This window comes from Halomonas sp. SSL-5, assembly GCF_030708455.1.
GTDB lineage: Bacteria > Pseudomonadota > Gammaproteobacteria > Pseudomonadales > Halomonadaceae > Halomonas.
Genome location: NZ_JAUYWF010000006.1, coordinates 221,560 through 239,329, shown reverse-complemented (window position 1 = coordinate 239,329; position 17,770 = coordinate 221,560). Strand labels below are relative to the sequence as shown.

Genomic DNA, 17,770 nt, shown 5'->3' with positions numbered 1-17,770 from the left:
CCCAAGATCCAGGCACTGGCCCTGGTCGGCAAGCCCGACGAGCGCCTCGGCGAGCGGCTGTGCGCCTACGTGACCCTAAAGGAGGGCGAGGAGTCGCTGACCCTCGAGGAGGTCTGTGCCTTCCTGAGCGAGCGCAAGATGACCCGCCAGTACCACCCGGAATTCCTGGAGGTGCTCGACGAGCTGCCGCGCACCCCTTCCGGCAAGATCCAGAAGTTCAAGCTGCGCGAACGAGCCAGCCAGAGCGGCTGAGCCCAGTCTCTGAACAGGCTCGCTCCGCCTCCTCATGCATACGAAGTTGATCCGTACCGTGTGGCATCTTCCCAAGTGCAGTGCAACAACAACCCCAAAAAACGAGGAACACCGCTATGTCTAAAACACGCTATTTCATGCGCAAGCCCGCTCTCCTGACGCTTGGAGCCTTGCTGGCAGTCACGTCAGCCAACGCCAATGCCGAATTCAGCGACGGTGCCATTCGTATCGGCTATCTGGCTGACATGTCGGGCCCCTACCGAGATCTAGCAGGTCCCGGTGGCCTGGAGGCGATGCGCATGGCCATTGAGGAGCACGGCGGGGCAATTCATGGTGCCCCGATCGAGGTGTTCAGCGCCGATGATCGCAATAGCGCCGACGTGGGGGCCAATACTGTCCGCGGATGGATCGACCAGCAAAACGTCGATATGGTCGGTGGCCTGGTCGCCTCTTCGGTCACGATTGCCGCCACTCAACTGCTTACAGAACATGATCGTATCGGCATGGTCTCTGGCGCCGCCGCTCTCGGCATCACCAATGAATACTGCAGCCCCAACCATGTCCAATGGGTCTATGACACGCACGCCATGTCCAATGGCACGGCTCGCGCCATTGTCGAGGAGGGCGGCGACTCCTGGTTTATCATTTCAGCGGATTATGCCTTCGGGCACTCGCTGGAGGCCGACGTGTCTAGCGTTGTCAACGAGATGGGGGGAGAGGTCGTCGGCACAGTCAGTCACCCATTAAATACTAACGACTTCTCTTCCTACATCCTTCAGGCGCAGGGTTCAGGAGCCAAGATCGTAGGACTCGCCAACGCGGGTGCCGATACCGTCAACGCCATCAGCACAGCCGGCCAGTTCGGACTGGTGGAGTCTGGCCAAACACTGGCCGGCCTGATGGTGTTCCTCAATGACATCCATGCATTAGGACTCGAGACGACCCAGGGTATGCAGTTGACTACTGGATGGTACTGGGACCTCAACGATGAAACTCGGCAGTGGGCTGAAGACTATCATGAGCGCGTCGGCAGCATGCCCACCATGGTGCAGGCAGGTGTCTACTCCAGCACAATGCATTATCTAAACGCCATTGAAGCCACCGGCAGCGATGATGCCGGGACGGTGCGTGCCTGGATGGGCGAGAACCCCGTCAACGATATCTTCACCAGCAACGGCAAGGTTCGTGAGGATGGACGCATGGTCCATGACATGTACCTGGTGGAGGTGAAAGCTCCCGAGGACTCTGAAGGCGAGTGGGACCTCTACCGTGTGCTGCGAACCATCCCCGGCGATCAAGCCTTCCAGTCGCTGGAAAAGAGCAGCTGCTCACTAATGACTGAAGGCTGAAACCACGCACGCCAAAGGGGGCGCAGCCGATGGCTGCGCCCCCTTTTTGCTTTCAGGCCCGACCTCGGGCAGGCACTTCATCGAAACGCCTGAGATCTCCGAACATCACGAACACCTCCTACGCAGATTGACCTCACGGGATGGTCGGGGGAGCGCCTCTACGGCTGACATCGCCCCGGTAATCTGCACAATAGGAGCGCCTCGGCGCTTTTCAAGGGCCTCGACGCGACCCTCCACCCCCTTTTTGACACCACTTCACACAAGGACATCTCATGCCGGCATTGCGTGGTTTCCTCTGGCTGATCGGCTTCCTGCTGATCGGCGATGCCCTGGTAACCCTCGCCGGCCTGCCGGTCTCCGCCGGCGTCGCCGGCATGCTGCTGCTGACGGCCTGGCTTGTTCTCCACGGCGGCGGCTTCGACGCAATCGCCGCCGCGGCCCGGCCGCTGATCGCCGCCCTGGCGCTGCTGATCATGCCCGGGGTGGTGGGCATCTTCTTCATGCTCGACGAGCTGGCCGGGCAGCTGGTGGCCATCCTCGCCGCCCTGCTGCTGGGTACCCTGCTGAGTGTCCTCACTACCCTGTGGCTGATGCGCCGCCTGGTCGGCGATGACGATGCGAGCACCCGGGAGGCGACCCATGAGTGAGCTGATCGAGCACCTGATGGCCACCCCCCTCGCCGCCGTGGCGCTGACCCTGGCCGCCTACTTCGCCGGCGATCGCCTGTTCCGCGCCCTTCGGGCCCCGGCCTGGTGTCCCCCGATTCTGGTCGCCGCCCTGCTGCTGGCCGCCGCGCTGTGGCTGCTCGGCATCGACTACGCCGACTACCAGGCGGGGGCGGGCTGGCTGATGCTGCTGCTCGGCCCGGCCACGGTGGCGCTGGGCCTGCCGCTCTACCAGCAGATGGGGCATATCCGTGCGCTGTGGCGGCCGCTGCTGCTGTGCCTGCCCATCGCCGCCGGCATGGCCGCCCTCTACGCGGTGGGCATCGCCTGGCTGCTGGGTGCACCGCCCGAGATCCTCGCCTCGCTGGCCCCCAAGTCGGTCACAGCGCCCATCGCCATCGGCATCACCGAACGCCTCGGCGGCTCGGTGGCGCTGATGATGGGCGGCCTGCTGGTCACCGGCGTGGCGGCGATCGGCAGCGTCGGCCTGGTGGCCCGCTGGCTCGGCATCCGCGACGAGCGACTACTGGGCCTGGCACTCGGCATCAACGGCCATGCCCTGGGTACCGTGCGCGCCTTCGAGATCGGCCCCACCGCCGGCGCCTTCGCCTCGCTGGGCATGAGTCTCACCGGCATTCTCACCGCCCTGCTGCTGCCGCTGGCCTGGCGCCTGCCGGGACTCGTCGGCTGAAATACGCTAGAATCGCCGGTCCTCGATGCCCGCAGAAGAGACTCCCAGCGCCATGGCCCATCGCATCGCCATCAACGGTTACGGCCGCATCGGCCAGTGCGTGCTGCGCGCCCTGATCGAGCAACAAAAGGCCGCGCAACGGCGGACGGAGGGTCCCGGCCACCCGCCGGAACTCGAGATCGTGGCGATCAACGAGCTCTCCGATCTGGCCACCATCGCCTACCTGACCCGCTACGACACCACCCATGGCCGCTTCCCCGGCGAGGTGAGTGCCCGCGACGGCCAACTGGTGGTCGATGGCCAGGCGATCCGCGTGCTCAGCGAGCCCGACCCCGACCGCCTGCCCTGGCGAGAACTCGGCATCGACCTGGTACTGGAGTGCTCCGGCAGCTTCAAGGATCGAGCCACCGCCGAGCGCCACCTGAATGCCGGCGCCGGCCGCCTGCTGTTCTCCCAGCCGGCGGAAGTCGATGTCGACGCCACCATCGTCAGCGGCATCAACGACCACGAACTGGCACCGGCGCAACGCATCGTCTCGGCGGCTTCCTGCACCACCAACTGCCTGGTGCCGGTGCTCACCGTGCTGGACGAGGCGCTGGGCATCGAGCACGGCGTCACCACCACCATCCACTCGGCGATGAACGACCAGCCGGTGATCGACGCCTACCACCAGACCGACCTGCGCCTGACCCGCTCGGCGATGCACTCCATCGTGCCGGTGGACACCGGCCTGGCACGCGGCATCAACCGCCTGATGCCACACCTGGCCGGACGCTTCGAGTGCCTGCACGTGCGGGTGCCGACCATCAACGTCTCGGCCATGGACCTGGCCATCACGGTGCACCGCGACACCAGCGCCGCCGAGGTCAACGCCCTGCTCGCCGAGGCCAGCCGCGGGCGCCTGGCCGGGCTGCTGGGCTACACCGAGGAGCCCATGGCCTCGGTCGACTTCAACCACGATCCACGCTCCGGTATCGTGGACGCCACCCAGACCCGGGTGGCCGGCGGCCGCCTGATCAAGTTGCTGTGCTGGTTCGACAACGAATGGGGCTTCGCCAACCGCATGCTCGACGTCGCCCGGCGCCTGGCCGCTATGCCCCTCGACGCTCCCTGACCCCCTTCCGGCTTCCCCAAGATGAGGAACACGCCCCGATGAACGTGCGCAAGATGACTGACCTCGACCTCAGCGGAAAGCGCGTACTGATCCGCGAGGACCTCAACGTGCCCGTCAAGCACGGCAAGGTGACCAGCGATGCCCGCCTGCGTGCCGCCCTGCCCTCCATCCAGGCCGCCCTGGACGGCGGTGCCCGGGTGCTGCTGATGAGCCACCTGGGACGCCCCACCGAGGGCGAGCCCGCCGAGGAGTTCTCCCTGGCGCCGGTGGCCGAGCACCTGGGCGAGCTGCTGGGCCGCCCGGTGCGCCTGGTCAAGGCGTATCTCGACGGCGCGTTCGAGGCGGGCGACGATGAGGTGGTACTGCTCGAGAACGTGCGCTTCAACAAGGGCGAGAAGAAGGACGACGAGACCCTCTCGAAGCAGTATGCCGCGCTGTGCGACATCTACGTGATGGACGCCTTCGGCACCGCCCACCGCGCCCAGGCCTCCACCCACGGCGTGGCACGCTTCGCCCCCGTGGCCTGTGCCGGTCCGCTGCTGGCCGCCGAGCTCGACGCCCTGGAGAAGGCGCTGGCCACCCCGGCACGCCCCATGGCGGCGATCGTCGGTGGTTCCAAGGTCTCCACCAAGCTGGAGGTACTCACCGCCCTCGCCGAGAAGTGCGACCAGCTGATCGTCGGCGGCGGCATCGCCAACACCTTCATCGCCGCGGCGGGCCACAACGTCGGCAAGTCGCTGCACGAGGCCGACCTGATCGACCAGGCGAAGGCGCTGATGGCGAAGGTCGAGATCCCGCTGCCCTCGGACGTGGTGGTGGCCACCGAGTTCTCCGACGCCGCCGAGGCCATCGTCAAGCCGGTGGACCGGGTCAACGACGACGAGATGATCCTCGACATCGGCCCCGAGACCGCCGCCCGCCTGGCGGCCATGCTCAAGGACGCCGGCACCATCCTGTGGAACGGCCCGCTGGGCGTGTTCGAGATCGACCAGTTCGGGCACGGCACCGAAGTGATCGCCCGCGCCATCGCCGAGAGTCCGGCCTTCTCCATCGCCGGCGGCGGCGACACCCTGGCGGCCATCGACAAGTACGCCATCGCCGAGAAGGTCTCCTACATTTCCACCGGCGGCGGCGCCTTCCTCGAATACGTCGAGGGCAAGACCCTGCCGGCGGTGGCCGCCCTGGAAGCCGCCGCGGCCCAGGCCTGATAGACTAGACGAACCCCGATCACGACTCTCCACGCGGCGGCGCCCCACGGCGCCGCCGCCACCACGAACGACAGGTGAGAACATGGCACTGATCAGCATGCGCCAGCTGCTGGACCACGCCGCCGAACATGGCTACGGCGTGCCGGCCTTCAACGTCAACAACCTCGAGCAGATGCGCGCCATCATGGAAGCCGCGGATCGCACCGACTCCCCGGTGATCGTCCAGGCCTCCGCCGGCGCCCGCAAGTACGCCGGCGCCCCCTTCCTGCGCCACCTGATCCTGGCCGCGGTGGAGGAATTCCCGCATATCCCGGTGGTGATGCACCAGGACCACGGCACCAGCCCCGGGGTGTGCCAGCGCTCCATCCAGCTGGGCTTCTCCTCGGTGATGATGGACGGCTCCCTGGGCGAGGACGGCAAGACCCCGATGGACTACGCCTACAATGTCGATGTCACCCGGCGCACCGTGGAGATGGCCCACGCCTGTGGCGTCTCCGTCGAAGGTGAGCTGGGCTGCCTGGGCAGCCTGGAGACCGGCATGGCCGGCGAGGAAGACGGCATCGGCGCCGAGGGCAAGCTGGACATGGAACAGCTGCTCACCGACCCCGAAGAGGCCGCCGACTTCGTCAATGCCACCGGTGTGGATGCCCTGGCCATCGCCATCGGCACCAGCCACGGCGCCTACAAGTTCACCCGGCCGCCCACAGGCGACACCCTCTCCATCCAGCGCATCAAGGAGATCCACGCCCGCATCCCCGACACCCACCTGGTGATGCATGGCTCCTCCTCGGTGCCCCAGGAGTGGCTCGAGGTGATCAACGCCCACGGCGGCGAGATCCCCGAGACCTACGGCGTGCCCGTCGAGGAGATCATCGAGGGCATCCGCCACGGCGTGCGCAAGGTCAACATCGACACCGACCTGCGCCTGGCCTCCACCGGCGCGGTGCGTCGCTTCCTGGCCGAGAACCCCAGCGAGTTCGACCCGCGCAAGTTCCTCAAGGAGACCGTCTCCGCCATGCGCGACCTGTGCATCGATCGCTACGAGGCCTTCGGCACCGCCGGCAACGCCTCGAAGATCAAGCCGATCAACCTGGAGGCGATGTTCGAGCGCTACGCCAGCGGCGAGCTGGACCCCAAGGTGCGCTAGGCACACCTCGCATCGACAACGGGCGGCCCCAGGGCCGCCCGTTGTCGTTTGGAATTACCGCCGGAGCCGACTAGAAGCAGGTCATCACGGACTCCGTGACCGCCAACGTCTCATCCACCAGCAGCAGGTGACGCCACTTGTCGAAGGTCAGGCAGGGGTGGGAGGTACCGAAGGCGATCACGTCACCGACCGCGAGCCCGGCATCCTCGGGAATCTCCAGGAAGAGATGCTGATCCATGATATGCGTTGCGCGCCAGGTACTAGGGGCAATCGCCGCCCCGTCCACCGTAGCGAGCGTGTCTCGTGGATAGTGCCGCAACGGCAGCGGCATGTCCGGCTCGTGACCGATATCGCGCTTGCCCAGGCCCACGATGGCCAGTCCCGGCTCGGGCAGTGACTGCACATGAGCGAACACCTCCAGCGCCGGCCGAAGCTCGCCCTGGCGGTGCGGATCGCGCGCCTTCACCTCGGCCATGGCGTCGGCATCGAGCCTGTGGTCATGCACCACATAGCATCCCGGCCGCAGCACCGGTGTGTAGTGTTCGCGCAACTCCGCCTCGTCGAAGGCCTGGGCAATCAGATCGAACCACCTGGAGCCCGCCGCGGTGACGATGGGCGCCTCGCTCGCGAGCACGCCGCTGCCGTGCAGTATCTTGACGGTCTCGACCAGCCGCTCCCCATAGGCACTTACCGCCGCGATCTCGTCGCGGGAGGCTGACACCCGTCAGCAGCGTCGGGCCGGTCTCGACGAGCCCCTTGTCGCAGTGCAGTTCCATTTCTCGCATTACTGACTCTCTCCTCGTGTCGGGGCGGTGGCAGCCACATGATCCATGACCCATAGCCTAAGCGGCCCCACCGCTGGTTCGGGGGGCCGATGCCTCGAAGTGTCTCCGAGCCCTGCGCGCCGTGCTACCGCTTCAACCGGGGCAATACGCCTCCCCGCCTGCCGGCACCAGGCGCCCTGTGCATGACCTCGCGCCCGGCGCGCCTGCCCACCACCCGAGCGACTCCCACCAGCACGCCGGTGGCGGCGCCCCACAGCAGGGCCTGGCGCCACTCCACCTCAGGCTCATCGGGATTTTCCGGTGGGGTCTCGCCAACCTCTTTCCGGTAGGCCTTGTCCGCCGCCTTGCGGGCCATCATGCTGGCCGCCACCGCCGCGGCGGAGCCGGCCAGCGACCAGAGGGTGTCCTGCTTCATGCTGTACCTCGCCTGCTGGATGTCCCTCTCGCCGGAGGGGTCATCGATCTGGAAAAGACCGCTTCGGACCTCGTTGCATGCTAGTTGACCCTGATCTGGAAAACGCGCTCAAGGTCAACGCTATCGCCTGTGTGAAGGCCTGGGGTGTCATGTCCGAGTGTGCCGGCTGCTCGACACCTTCCCGCTGCAGCGATGCCCGAACCTGGCGGCAAGCCAGGCGAACACATAGCCGCGGGGCTCATCGACGCCCGTCACCACATAGCCCAGCGTATAGGGGTTATGGAGTGTCGCCTGCAGCATCGGCTCCGCCGATTGCACGCCACACAGGAGCAGTTCATCGCCGACCTCGAGAGGAAACTCCTCGTCCGGCAACATGATTGACCGCCCATCCCGACGCACGGCAAGCACCTCGCACGGGAGCGCCTTCGAGATGTCGCGCGCATCACGGCACAGCGCACCGGGCGTGATCACGCCCTCACCCTTCGAGTACCGGACAACGGCCGGGGCCTCCTCAGGGCTCAACCTGACCGACCACAGGTGGGGCGGCTCGGCAGCGATGCCCCTCTGCAGGCGGGCCACCAGGGCTCGCGTCCGGGCCGGTTGTTGCTGCGCGAGCCAGTCGATCAGTTCCTGGGTCAGTGGCGAGATCAGCAGCTTCAGGATTCGGCGCGCCGTCGTCAGGCTGTGCTGAAGCACCAGATCGGCCCTCGCCGCATCGAACACCACCTGATTCTCATGGCTGTTCTGACGCACGATACGAAACGCAGCCGGATTGAGCTCGGCGACGGACAGGAGCGTACTGAGATTGTCGGCATCCCGATTCATCGCGGCGATGACCCCGGCGGCGGCGTCGATCCCCGCCGCCTTCAGGGCCCTATGATCGGCCTGCTCCGGAGCCATGACCGCTCTGTCGCCGGCCTCATCGGCATTCTCTCCCGGGTCGACAATGCGTACGCCGATGCCATGCTCGTGGAGACAACGGTGTATCCGGCTCCCCATTCGTCCATATCCGCACAGGATCCAGTCGCCCTGCGGAACCTGCAAGGGTGCGCCGAGCTCGACACCACGCGCGCCCACCAACCACGCATTGAGGTTATGCAGATCGGAATGCGCGATCGCCCAGTAGAGGAGCTGAGCAAAGATCTCGAACGGGTCGACGACCGTGACATTGTCCAGCGCGCGCAGCGTGGCACCATGACGGGACGAGGTTGAGCGACAGATGACCTGGAGTCGTGGATTCAGATGCCGAGCCATCACCGCAATCTTGAGATTGGTATCGTCATCGTTGGTCAGCGTCACCAGGGAGCGGCAGGCGGGGTGCTCGATCCCGGCGGCCAGAAGGTGTTTCGGCGCGCCGGCATCCGCACACAGCCCGGGCATGGACACCGTGTAGTCGCGTACGCCCAACGCCTTGATACGTTCCGGGTCGGCATCGAGTATTACCGCCCGCATGCGATGGTCGCTAAGCCCCCGGGCAAGCAGGCTGCCGGCATCGCCGAAACCGCAGAGGATAACGAAAGGCGCCTTGTTGCGTTTGACCTTGCGCGCGAACCGGAAGTTATCCATGGACTGGATGAAATGGGGGTTCTGAACCAGGTTGATCAGGGATCCAATCGCATAGAACCACGCGATGGCGCCGGTATAGAGGCAGAAGATCGTCCACAGGCGCTGCTCGTCGCTGAACTCGCTCGGCAGTTCGCCGAATCCGGTTGTCGTCGCCGTGTAGGTAAAGAAATAGAAGGCGTGGAAGAGATCCATATGGGTCGTCTCGCCATCGACGACCCGGCCCGGCATCAGGACCATGCCGATGATGCCCACCGAATACACGAAAAGCAGCACGAACAGCGGCCGGCGCATATAGCGCAGGACGATCATCCCCACACGGTCGAGATCGGAGGTGGACGACATCGACTCAACCCTCCCTCTGCCTGTCAGCGGTCACGCAAGCCTCGCCAGGCCGACCCCACGTGATCCACGCTAGCGTCGCGAGAGCAGCGTATCGCCGACCAGGATCACCGTCGCAATGATATTCGCCACCAGGGCTCCCCTGGCAATCGAAATGATATCGGCCATGGCACCTGGCCCCGGGGCACCCCCGCTCACGGGGTCCGCCACGATCCAGACGATACGCGCCGTGATCAGCAGAAAACCGGCGACCAGCCCGGATGCCAGCAGCAACGCGCCGGTCTGGGAGCGGTCCCCCAGTTTCAGGCCAATCGCGACCAGGTTGGCGATGATGGTCAGCGTGAGGAGCCATACATTATGGTGCTCGGCCGCGTTGAGGCCAGGCGTGACGAAGGCGGCATTGAGGCTCAGGGTCAGGATGATGAAGAAACCGAAGACGACACGTTCGAAATTCATGGACCGCTCCTGATCGAGGCGCGTCGTCAGTATAGGCGCGAGCCTTCGATGCTCGCGAACCTCCCGCCGTGACGCCGGCACACCCACGCCGGCACCACGTTGAAGAACAGTGTTCACAAAGTAGCGAATCTGGGCTTTAATATTGGGAGCAAGCCCGACATCTGTAACAATGTTTTTATCTTGCCCTGTTTTTTCGTGAGGCCCGGTGATGGCACATCCCCTCTGCCTGCTCTTCGACTGCGACGGCACCCTGGTCGACAGCGAGCCGCTGCTCGCCGACGAGATGGCCACGGCACTGAACGCCGTGGGCCTGCCGTTCCAGGCCACCGACTATGTCGGCGAGTTTCGCGGGGCGCGCTTCCGACGCATCGTCGCCGCGCTGGAGAGCCGCCATGGCCGTGTCGATCCCGCGGCGCTGGAGCCGCTGGAACACAACATGCGCGCCAACCTCAACCGGCGCCTGGCCACCGAACTCACCCCCATCGAAGGCGCCACCGAGGCGCTGGCGGCCCTGTCCACCTTCCCCATGGGCGTGGTCTCCAACGGTCCGGAGAACAAGATCCGCACCTCGCTGGTCGCCACCGGCCTGGATGCCCTGTTCGGTGACCACCTGTTCAGCGCCTACACCGCCAACTGCTGGAAGCCCGACCCCTGCCTCTACGCCCATGCGGCGCAGCAGATGGGCTATCCCCCGGAACACTGCCTGGCCATCGAGGATTCGGTGGTCGGCGTCCAGGCCGCACTCGGTGCCGGCATGCGGGTGGTCCATCTCAACCGTTACCCGGACGTCGAGCAGACCCCGGAGGGCGCGATCATGATCACCAGCATGTTCCAGCTCCCCACCGTGGTGGCCAGCCTGTCACGCGACCTGGCCTCGCGCTCCGCGGCCCGCTGAGTCGGCTCACCAGCCCATGCAGACGGCGGCCACAGCCGCTATCATCCCGGCCTCAAGCCCATCCACCCGGGAGTCCTCTCCATGCCATCACTCCAGGACCAGCTGCGCGGCCTCGTCTACTCCACCGAGCACGGCGAGACCTGCCCCGACTGTCGCCGGCCCGTGGCCGAGTGTCGCTGCGCCGAACAGGCCGAGCAGGCGCGCCTCGCCGCGCTCGATGGCGTCGTGCGTATCCGCCGCGAGACCAGCGGCCGCAAGGGCAAGGGCGTCACCACCATCGACGGCGTGCCGCTGACCGAGGCCGAACTCAAGACGCTGGCCAAGGCGCTGAAGAAGCGCTGCGGCACCGGCGGCGCCGTCAAGGAGGGGGTGATCGAGATCCAGGGCGACCACCGCGAGGTGCTCAAGGCGGAGCTCGAGTCCCGCGGCTATACGGTCAAGCTGGCCGGCGGCTGAGGCGGGCCTCCAGCCGCTCGACCAGCGCACCCAGCGAGGTCTCCAGCGGCGCCGCCACCTTCAGGGAATAGAGTTCGTCGGCGCGGGTGCGCCCCAGGTTGAGGCAGGCGATGGGCTTGCCGTCACGGGCCGCGGCCCGCGCGAAGCGGAAACCCGAATAGACCATCAAGGAGGAACCCACCACCAGCAGGGCCTCGCACTCCTCGACCAGGGCAAAGGCGCGCTCGACCACGCTACCCGGCACGCTGTCGCCGAAGAACACCACGTCGGGCTTCCAGATGCCGTCGCCGCAGCGTGAGCAGTCGGGCACCCGGAACGCGGAGAAGTCCGCCTCCAGGTCGGCGTCGCCATCCGGCGCCGCGGCGGCACCGGTGGTCGCCCAGCGCGGATTGAGCGCCTCGAGTTCGGCGTGCAGCGCATGGCGCATGCGACTGGCGCCACACCCCATGCAGCGCACACGATCGGCGCGGCCGTGCAGGTCGATGACGCGCCGCGAGCCGGCCCGCTGGTGCAGGCCATCCACGTTCTGGGTGATCACCCCGCGCACATGGCCGAGCGCCTCGAGCCGCGCCAGGGCCCGGTGCGCCGCATTGGGTCGCGCCTCGCCCAGGGCGCGAAAGCCCACCAGGGCGCGGGCCCAGTAGCGCTGCCGGGCGGCATGACTGCCCATGAACTGGCGATGCTGCATGGGCGGCGAGCGCTTCCACTCGCCGGCATCGTCGCGGTAGTCGGGAATGCCGCTGGCGGTGCTGATCCCGGCGCCGCCGAGTACCGCCAGCCGCGGATGGTGCGCGACGAACTCGACGAGCGCCTCCAGGGTTGCCTCGCTTGCCTCGGGTGTCGCTAGTGCTGACGTCATCCTGCTGCCTCGCTGCCTGCGCCGAACAGAGCATGGCCCCGGAGGGCCCGGGTTGTCTAGAATGGGCTCTCGACCCCGGCACCCCACCCGATGGGCAAGGAACCCCGATGGCCTGGCTGGAATACCTGCTCCCCCTGATCTTCCTGTTCCCCCTCGCCGCCATGGGGGTGATCGTGGTGGCGCTGCGCAACCTGCACGATGCCCGGGTGCGCTCGCCCTTCGACGCCCGACCGCTGCGCGAGCCCGGCCAGCACCTGCGCGACCGCCTCGACGACGCCTTCGCCGGACTCTTCCTGAACGGTGCACTGGGCCCCCTGGTCACCCTGGTGCCGCTGGTCTACGGCATGGGCCGCATGCTGTTCTCCGAGGAGCAACACTGGGTGGAGTGGGCCCTGTATGGTGCGCTGAGCACCCTGCTGGTGCTCGCCTACAGCTTCCGACTGATGCGTGACTTCCAGCGCATCCGCCGGCTCAAGCTGGGGCTGGCCTGCGAGCTGGCGGTGGGCCAGGAGCTCGAACGGCTGGTGCGCCCGGAGGCTCACCCCTTCTACGTCTTCCACGACGTGCCAGCGGCCGGCACGCGCATCGATCACGTGGTGGTCACGCCCTGTGGAGTCTTCGTGGTGGAGACCCGCGCCCGCACCCGCCCCTTCGCGCCCTCCGGGGAAGAGCTCGACCGGCTGGTGGTGGAGCCTTCCAGGCTGCGCTTCCCGGGCTGGAGCGAGCGCAAGCCGCTGGCCAAGACCCGCGAGCTGGCGCGCTGGATGGCCGAGTGGCTGAGCTCACGCACCGGCCGCACGGTGCCGGTGATGGGCGTGCTGACCCTCCCCGGCTGGAAGGTGGAGGCCGATCAGGGGCCGGGTGACCTGCTGGTAGGCAGCGGCGACGACCTGGCCAGTCGCCTGGCCGAGCTCTGCCCCGGCGAGTTCGATGCCGCCACCCACGACGCCGTCATCGCCACCCTGCTCGAGCATGCCGGCGCCAGACGGGCGCCGGGCGAGTAGGCTGGATGCCCGATACCGTCCGGCTCAGTCGCCGCGCAGCCGGCCGCCCATCTCCTGGGCCAGGTCCACGGCGTAGTGGTCGGTCATGCCGCCGATGAAGTCGAGCATGCGCCGGTAGCTGTCGTAGAGGCTCCAGGAGGGGCGCGGGGTGTTCTCGCCGATCAGCGCCAGCACCCGCTGGTGCTTGAAGGTGGAATGACCGGTGTGATGCAGTTCGTGGGCCGCGCCGATAAAGGCCTCGAGCAGGATCCCCAGGGTGGTGTAGGCACCGATCTCCAGCTTGGCCTTGCGCTCGTTCTGGAAGATCCGCTCCCGGGCCAGCTGCTTGGCCGCCTTCACCCCCCAGTCCAGGTCGGGATGGCACAGCTCCAGCAGGTCCGACTTCAGCCGCCCTCCCAGCAGCTCCGCCTCATGCTGCACGAACACCGCCCCCACGTCGTTCACCGCGCGCTCCATGGCCGCGCCGCGCAGGGCGGCGATGCGCCGCCGCTGGGAGACACCCTGGCGCTGCATGGCGGTGTAGTCGCCGGGGGCCCCGCCGGCGATCTGGATCAGGATCTCGGCGACCTCGTCGTAGCGCAGGATGCCCATCTCCAGGCCGTCCTCCAGATCGAGCAGCGCATAGCAGATGTCGTCGGCGGCCTCCACCAGCCAGGCCAGGGGGTGGCGGCACCAGCGCCCCTCTCCCCTGGGGAGCAGCCCCAGCCGCTCGACCACCTCGACCAGCAACTCGCGCTCGCTCTGGTAGCAGCCGAACTTGCCCGCCGCGCCGCCGTGCTCCACGGTCCAGGGATACTTGAGCAGGGTACCCAGGGTCGCCGTGGTCAGGCGCATGCCGCCGCGGAACTGGTTGTACTCGATCTGGGTGACCACCCGGAAGCCCTGGGCGTTGCCCTCGTAGGTGAGCAGGTCCTCGCGCTCCAGCGGCGAGAGCCCGTCGAGCAGGCCCTTGCCGTCGGCCTCGGCACGCTTGAACCAGTCGCGGATGGCGTACTCGCCGGCATGCCCGAAAGGCGGGTTGCCGATATCGTGGCCTAGGCAGGCGGCCTGGACGATCACCCCAAGGTCGGCCGGGGTGATCCAGTCGGGCAGGCGGCCGCTCAGCCGCTCGCCGACGATCATGCCCAGCGAACGCCCCACGCAGCCCACCTCCAGGGAGTGAGTGAGCCGGGTGTGGATATGGTCGTTGTCGGTCAGCGGATGCACCTGGGTCTTGCGCCCCAGGCGCCGGAAGGAACCGGCGAAGACGATGCGGTCGTGGTCCTTGTGGAAGGGGCTGCGGCCGATCTCGTCACGGCCATTACCCGGGCGCTCGCCGCGCCGGTCGTGCAGGCGGCTCGGGTCCAGCAGCCGCTCCCAGCTCATCTGCGTCATGGGTATCTCTCCTTGAGGCCCCATTCTGGCAGCCCGCGGTGTCCTCGCCCAGCCCTGGCGCACGGCATTAACCCAAGCCCTCGGTTGTCATGGCACCAAATTAAGACTAAATTCAGTCCATATGCCCGTGCGGAACCGAACGCCATGAAGTACTCAGAGAACATCAAGCCGATCAGCTACCTGAAGGCCCATGCCGCCGAGATTTCCCGCTCGCTCAACGAGCTGCGCGAGCCCATGGTGATCACCCAGAACGGCGAGGCCAGGATGGTCGTGCAGGACATCCGCAGCTATGAGCAGACCCAGGAGACCCTGGCACTGCTCAAGATCCTGGCGCTGGGCAGCCAGGAGGTCGAGCAGGGCAAGACCCTTGATGCCGCCGAGAGCTTCCATCGGCTGCGTCGCGGGGATCGCTAGCGTGGTGCTGCGGGTCGAGCTCACGGCCTCGGCCTTCGAAGACCTTCGCGAGCTCCACGACTTCATTGCCGAAGACTCTCCCTCTGCGGCCGAGCAGCTGCTCGCCGCCATTGAGGCGGGCATCATGTCGTTGGGGGAGTTCCCCGAGCGTGGCAGCCACCCCCGGGAGCTGCTGGAGCTGGGTATCCGGGAGTATCGACAGGTCATCGAACCGCCGGTGCGCATCCTCTACCGCCAGCATGACGAGCGCCTCATCGTCTATCTGATCGCCCACAGCCGCCGTGACATGCAGCGGCTGCTCGCGCGCCGACTTCTGGGCTAGCTCACTCCCCCTCCGCCAGCGCCGGCAACAGGACCTTGAGCTTGCGGGTGAGGGTGTTGCGCCCCCAGCCCAGCAGTTCGGCGGCTTCCCCCTTGCGCCCGCCGGTGTGGCGCAGGGCGGTCTCGATCAGGATCTTCTCGAAGTCCGGCACCGCCTCCTCCAGCAAATGGGTATGCCCCGCGGCCAGGGCACGGTCGGCCCAGTCGCGGAAGGCCACCCGCCAGTCGCTGCTGGCGACCAGCCCCTCGTCGCTCGCCTGGCGTAGCTCCGGCGGCAGGTCCTCGACGAGGACCTCGCGCCCCGAGGCCATCACCGTCAGCCAGCGGCAGGCGTTCTCCAATTGGCGCACGTTGCCGGGCCAGGCCAGCCGGGCCAGGTGGCGCTCCGCCTCGGGGGTGAGCACCTTGATGTCGGTGGCGAGCTCCTTGGCCGCCTCGGCCAGGAAGTGGCGCGTCAGCCGCGGGATGTCCTCGCGCCGCTCGGCGAGCCTGGGCAGGTGCACGCGAATCACGTTGAGGCGGTGGAAGAGGTCCTCGCGGAAGCGGCCATCCTCCACCAGCCGCTCGAGATCCTGGTGGGTGGCGGCGATGATGCGCACGTCCACCTTCACCGGCATATGGCCGCCCACCCGGTAGAACTCGCCATCGGCCAGCACCCGCAGCAGCCGGGTCTGGGTCTCCGCCGGCATGTCGCCGATCTCGTCGAGGAACAGGGTGCCGCCGTTGGCCTGTTCGAAGCGCCCCTGGCGGCTGGCCGTGGCCCCGGTGAAGGCGCCCTTCTCGTGGCCGAACAGCTCCGACTCGATCAGGTCCCGGGGAATCGCCGCCATGTTCAGCGCGATGAAGGGCTTGCCGGTGCGCGGGCTGTGCTGGTGCAGAGCCCGCGCGACCCGCTCCTTGCCGGTGCCCGACTCGCCGTTGATCAGCACCGTGATGTGTGAGTGGGAGAGGCGACCGATGGCGCGGAACACCTCCTGCATGGCCGGCGCCTCGCCGATGATCTCGGCGTCCAGCCCCTCTGGCACGCTGACCGGGCGGCGGCGCTCCCGGGCGTGGGCCACCGCGCGGCGCACCAGGGCCAGCGCCTCGTCGACGTCGAAGGGCTTGGGCAGATACTCGAAGGCGCCCCCCTGATAGGAAGCCACGGCGCTGTCCAGATCGGAGTGGGCGGTCATCACGATCACCGGCAGCTCCGGGTGGGCCTCGCGCACCCTGGCCATCAGGTCGAGGCCGTCGATGCCCGGCATGCGGATATCGGTGACCAGCACATCGGGCGGGTCGGCCAGCAGCCGTTCGAGGGCGGTGTCGGCACGCTCGATGCACTCCACCTCGAGGTCGGGCTGGGCCAGGGCGCGCTCCAGCACCCAGCGGATGGCGCGATCGTCATCGACGACCGCCACGCGTGCAACATCAGTCATGGTGCGTCTCCAGAGGAATCAGCAGTCGGAATTCGGTATGGCCCGGCACGGAATCGCACTCGATCAACCCCTGATGCTGGTGCAGGATGCCCTGGGCGATGGAGAGCCCCAGGCCGCTGCCCTCGGCGCGCCCCGAGACCATGGGGTAGAAGAGCGTCTCCTTGAGCGCCTCGGGAATGCCCGGCCCGTTGTCGAGGATCGCCACCTCGCACACCAGGCGGTGACGCTCGGCCCCCAGCGTGAACTGGCGACGCGCCCGAGTACGCAAGACCAGGTGCGGCTCGGCCGTGCCCGCCTCGGTCATCGCCTCCACGGCGTTGCGCGCCACGTTGAGCACCGCCTGAATCATCTGCGCCTCGTCGCCGGCGAGGTCCGGCAGGCTGGGGTCGTAGTCGCGCTCGAAGCTCACCCCGGGGTGCTCGGCGAGCACCAGGGTGCGTACCCGCTCCAGCACCTTGTGGACATTGAGAGGCTCGTGGCGAGTCACCCGGTTGGGGCCCAGCATGGAATCCACCAGGTCGCGCAGGCGATCCACCTCCTCGATGATGATGCGGGTGAACTCACGGTGCGCGGGGTTCTCCAGATCGCGCTCCAGTAACTGGGCCGCGCCGCGAATGCCGCCCAGCGGGTTCTTGACCTCGTGGGCCAGCCCCCGGGTCAGCACCTTGACGGTCTCCTGGCGAGTCATCAGCGCCTCTTCCCGGGAGATACGAATCAGCCGGTCGCGGGGCTCCACCTCCAGCAGCAGTTCATCGCGGGAGAGCGGCGTGGCGGTATAGTCCACGGTCAGCGGCTCACCGCCCAGCATCGCCAGGCGCGCCTCGCGGCGGGTGAAGGGATGACAGGCCTCCAGCGCCTTGGTCAGCACCGCTGCCATCCCATCCTCCTGCTCCATCAGCGTGCACAGTGCCACCCCCTGCACGCGGCCCAGGCTCACCGAGAGCAACGCCTCGGCGGCGGGGTTCATCCACGCCACCCTGAGCTCGCCATCCAGCAGCAGCACGGCGGTGGAGAGATGTTCCATCAGGCGTTGGTACATCGA

General features: G+C 67.4%; 20 protein-coding genes. 12 read left to right on the top strand and 8 right to left on the bottom strand.

Annotated features, from left to right (window positions below):
• The 7 genes from RAN53_RS09215 to fba all read left to right on the top strand — a co-directional run.
• Positions 1-252: AMP-binding enzyme (locus RAN53_RS09215; protein WP_414842972.1), on the top strand; the 252-nt coding region annotated here is incomplete at its 5' end.
• 116 nt (positions 253-368) lie between these two features.
• Positions 369-1,601 (top strand): ABC transporter substrate-binding protein, encoded by a 1,233-nt coding sequence (locus RAN53_RS09210; protein ID WP_305796521.1) that lies wholly within the window; start codon positions 369-371, stop codon positions 1,599-1,601.
• Between the two features lie 272 nt (positions 1,602-1,873).
• Positions 1,874-2,248 carry a CidA/LrgA family protein gene (locus tag RAN53_RS09205; RefSeq protein ID WP_305796520.1) on the top strand — a complete coding sequence of 125 codons (375 nt, stop codon included), beginning with the start codon at positions 1,874-1,876 and terminating at the stop codon, positions 2,246-2,248.
• Entirely contained in the window at positions 2,241-2,957 is a 717-nt protein-coding gene (locus RAN53_RS09200; protein ID WP_305796519.1) for an LrgB family protein, read from the top strand. Before RAN53_RS09205 ends, RAN53_RS09200 begins: the two co-directional genes overlap by 8 nt.
• A 52-nt stretch (positions 2,958-3,009) precedes the next feature.
• Positions 3,010-4,071, top strand: a complete 1,062-nt coding sequence (locus RAN53_RS09195; RefSeq protein ID WP_305796518.1) for a type I glyceraldehyde-3-phosphate dehydrogenase — start codon at positions 3,010-3,012, stop codon at positions 4,069-4,071.
• 38 nt (positions 4,072-4,109) lie between these two features.
• Positions 4,110-5,279 (top strand): phosphoglycerate kinase, encoded by a 1,170-nt coding sequence (locus RAN53_RS09190; RefSeq protein ID WP_305796517.1) that lies wholly within the window; start codon positions 4,110-4,112, stop codon positions 5,277-5,279.
• Between the two features lie 82 nt (positions 5,280-5,361).
• Entirely contained in the window at positions 5,362-6,426 is a 1,065-nt protein-coding gene (gene fba, locus RAN53_RS09185; RefSeq protein WP_305796516.1) for a class II fructose-bisphosphate aldolase, read from the top strand.
• A gap of 70 nt (positions 6,427-6,496) precedes the next feature.
• On the opposite strand, the gene RAN53_RS09180 is transcribed toward fba, so the two are convergent.
• The 4 genes from RAN53_RS09180 to RAN53_RS09165 all read right to left on the bottom strand — a co-directional run bounded on the left by RAN53_RS09180 (position 6,497) and on the right by RAN53_RS09165 (position 9,987).
• Positions 6,497-7,147, bottom strand: coding sequence for a hypothetical protein (locus tag RAN53_RS09180; RefSeq protein ID WP_305796515.1), 651 nt, complete (start codon positions 7,145-7,147; stop codon positions 6,497-6,499).
• Between the two features lie 188 nt (positions 7,148-7,335).
• Positions 7,336-7,626, bottom strand: coding sequence for a DUF4235 domain-containing protein (locus RAN53_RS09175; RefSeq protein WP_305796514.1), 291 nt, complete (start codon positions 7,624-7,626; stop codon positions 7,336-7,338).
• A 147-nt stretch (positions 7,627-7,773) separates the two neighbouring features.
• Positions 7,774-9,534 (bottom strand): potassium channel family protein, encoded by a 1,761-nt coding sequence (locus tag RAN53_RS09170; RefSeq protein ID WP_305796513.1) that lies wholly within the window; start codon positions 9,532-9,534, stop codon positions 7,774-7,776.
• A gap of 69 nt (positions 9,535-9,603) precedes the next feature.
• Positions 9,604-9,987, bottom strand: coding sequence for a DUF6394 family protein (locus RAN53_RS09165; protein ID WP_305796512.1), 384 nt, complete (start codon positions 9,985-9,987; stop codon positions 9,604-9,606).
• Positions 9,988-10,195: 208 nt separating this feature from the next.
• Here RAN53_RS09165 and RAN53_RS09160 point away from each other — a divergent pair, with 208 nt between their 5' ends.
• On the top strand, positions 10,196-10,882 hold the full coding sequence (locus RAN53_RS09160) for an HAD-IA family hydrolase (RefSeq protein ID WP_305796511.1): 687 nt from the start codon (positions 10,196-10,198) through the stop codon (positions 10,880-10,882).
• An 81-nt stretch (positions 10,883-10,963) separates the two neighbouring features.
• Entirely contained in the window at positions 10,964-11,338 is a 375-nt protein-coding gene (locus RAN53_RS09155) for a translation initiation factor Sui1 (RefSeq protein ID WP_305796510.1), read from the top strand.
• On the opposite strand, the gene RAN53_RS09150 is transcribed toward RAN53_RS09155, so the two are convergent.
• Positions 11,319-12,197 carry an NAD-dependent protein deacetylase gene (locus RAN53_RS09150; RefSeq protein WP_305796509.1) on the bottom strand — a complete coding sequence of 293 codons (879 nt, stop codon included), beginning with the start codon at positions 12,195-12,197 and terminating at the stop codon, positions 11,319-11,321. The genes RAN53_RS09155 and RAN53_RS09150 overlap by 20 nt on opposite strands.
• 107 nt (positions 12,198-12,304) lie before the next feature.
• Here RAN53_RS09150 and RAN53_RS09145 point away from each other — a divergent pair, with 107 nt between their 5' ends.
• The gene (locus tag RAN53_RS09145) at positions 12,305-13,201 is read left to right on the top strand and encodes a nuclease-related domain-containing protein (protein ID WP_305796508.1); all 897 of its coding nucleotides are present in this window, start codon (positions 12,305-12,307) and stop codon (positions 13,199-13,201) included.
• A 24-nt stretch (positions 13,202-13,225) separates the two neighbouring features.
• On the opposite strand, the gene RAN53_RS09140 is transcribed toward RAN53_RS09145, so the two are convergent.
• On the bottom strand, positions 13,226-14,575 hold the full coding sequence (locus RAN53_RS09140; RefSeq protein ID WP_305796507.1) for a deoxyguanosinetriphosphate triphosphohydrolase: 1,350 nt from the start codon (positions 14,573-14,575) through the stop codon (positions 13,226-13,228).
• Positions 14,576-14,719: 144 nt separating this feature from the next.
• Here RAN53_RS09140 and RAN53_RS09135 point away from each other — a divergent pair, with 144 nt between their 5' ends.
• Both RAN53_RS09135 and RAN53_RS09130 read left to right on the top strand, forming a co-directional pair.
• Positions 14,720-14,989, top strand: a complete 270-nt coding sequence (locus RAN53_RS09135; RefSeq protein WP_305796506.1) for a type II toxin-antitoxin system Phd/YefM family antitoxin — start codon at positions 14,720-14,722, stop codon at positions 14,987-14,989.
• Complete coding sequence (locus RAN53_RS09130; protein WP_305796505.1) at positions 14,946-15,311, top strand: type II toxin-antitoxin system RelE/ParE family toxin; 366 nt, start codon at positions 14,946-14,948, stop codon at positions 15,309-15,311. The genes RAN53_RS09135 and RAN53_RS09130 overlap by 44 nt, the downstream gene beginning before the upstream one ends.
• A gap of 1 nt (position 15,312) precedes the next feature.
• On the opposite strand, the gene ntrC is transcribed toward RAN53_RS09130, so the two are convergent.
• Both ntrC and glnL read right to left on the bottom strand, forming a co-directional pair.
• The gene (ntrC, locus tag RAN53_RS09125) at positions 15,313-16,728 is read right to left on the bottom strand and encodes a nitrogen regulation protein NR(I) (protein WP_305796504.1); all 1,416 of its coding nucleotides are present in this window, start codon (positions 16,726-16,728) and stop codon (positions 15,313-15,315) included.
• Positions 16,721-17,767, bottom strand: coding sequence for a nitrogen regulation protein NR(II) (gene glnL / locus RAN53_RS09120; protein ID WP_305796523.1), 1,047 nt, complete (start codon positions 17,765-17,767; stop codon positions 16,721-16,723). Before glnL ends, ntrC begins: the two co-directional genes overlap by 8 nt.
• Positions 17,768-17,770: the final 3 nt, after the last annotated feature.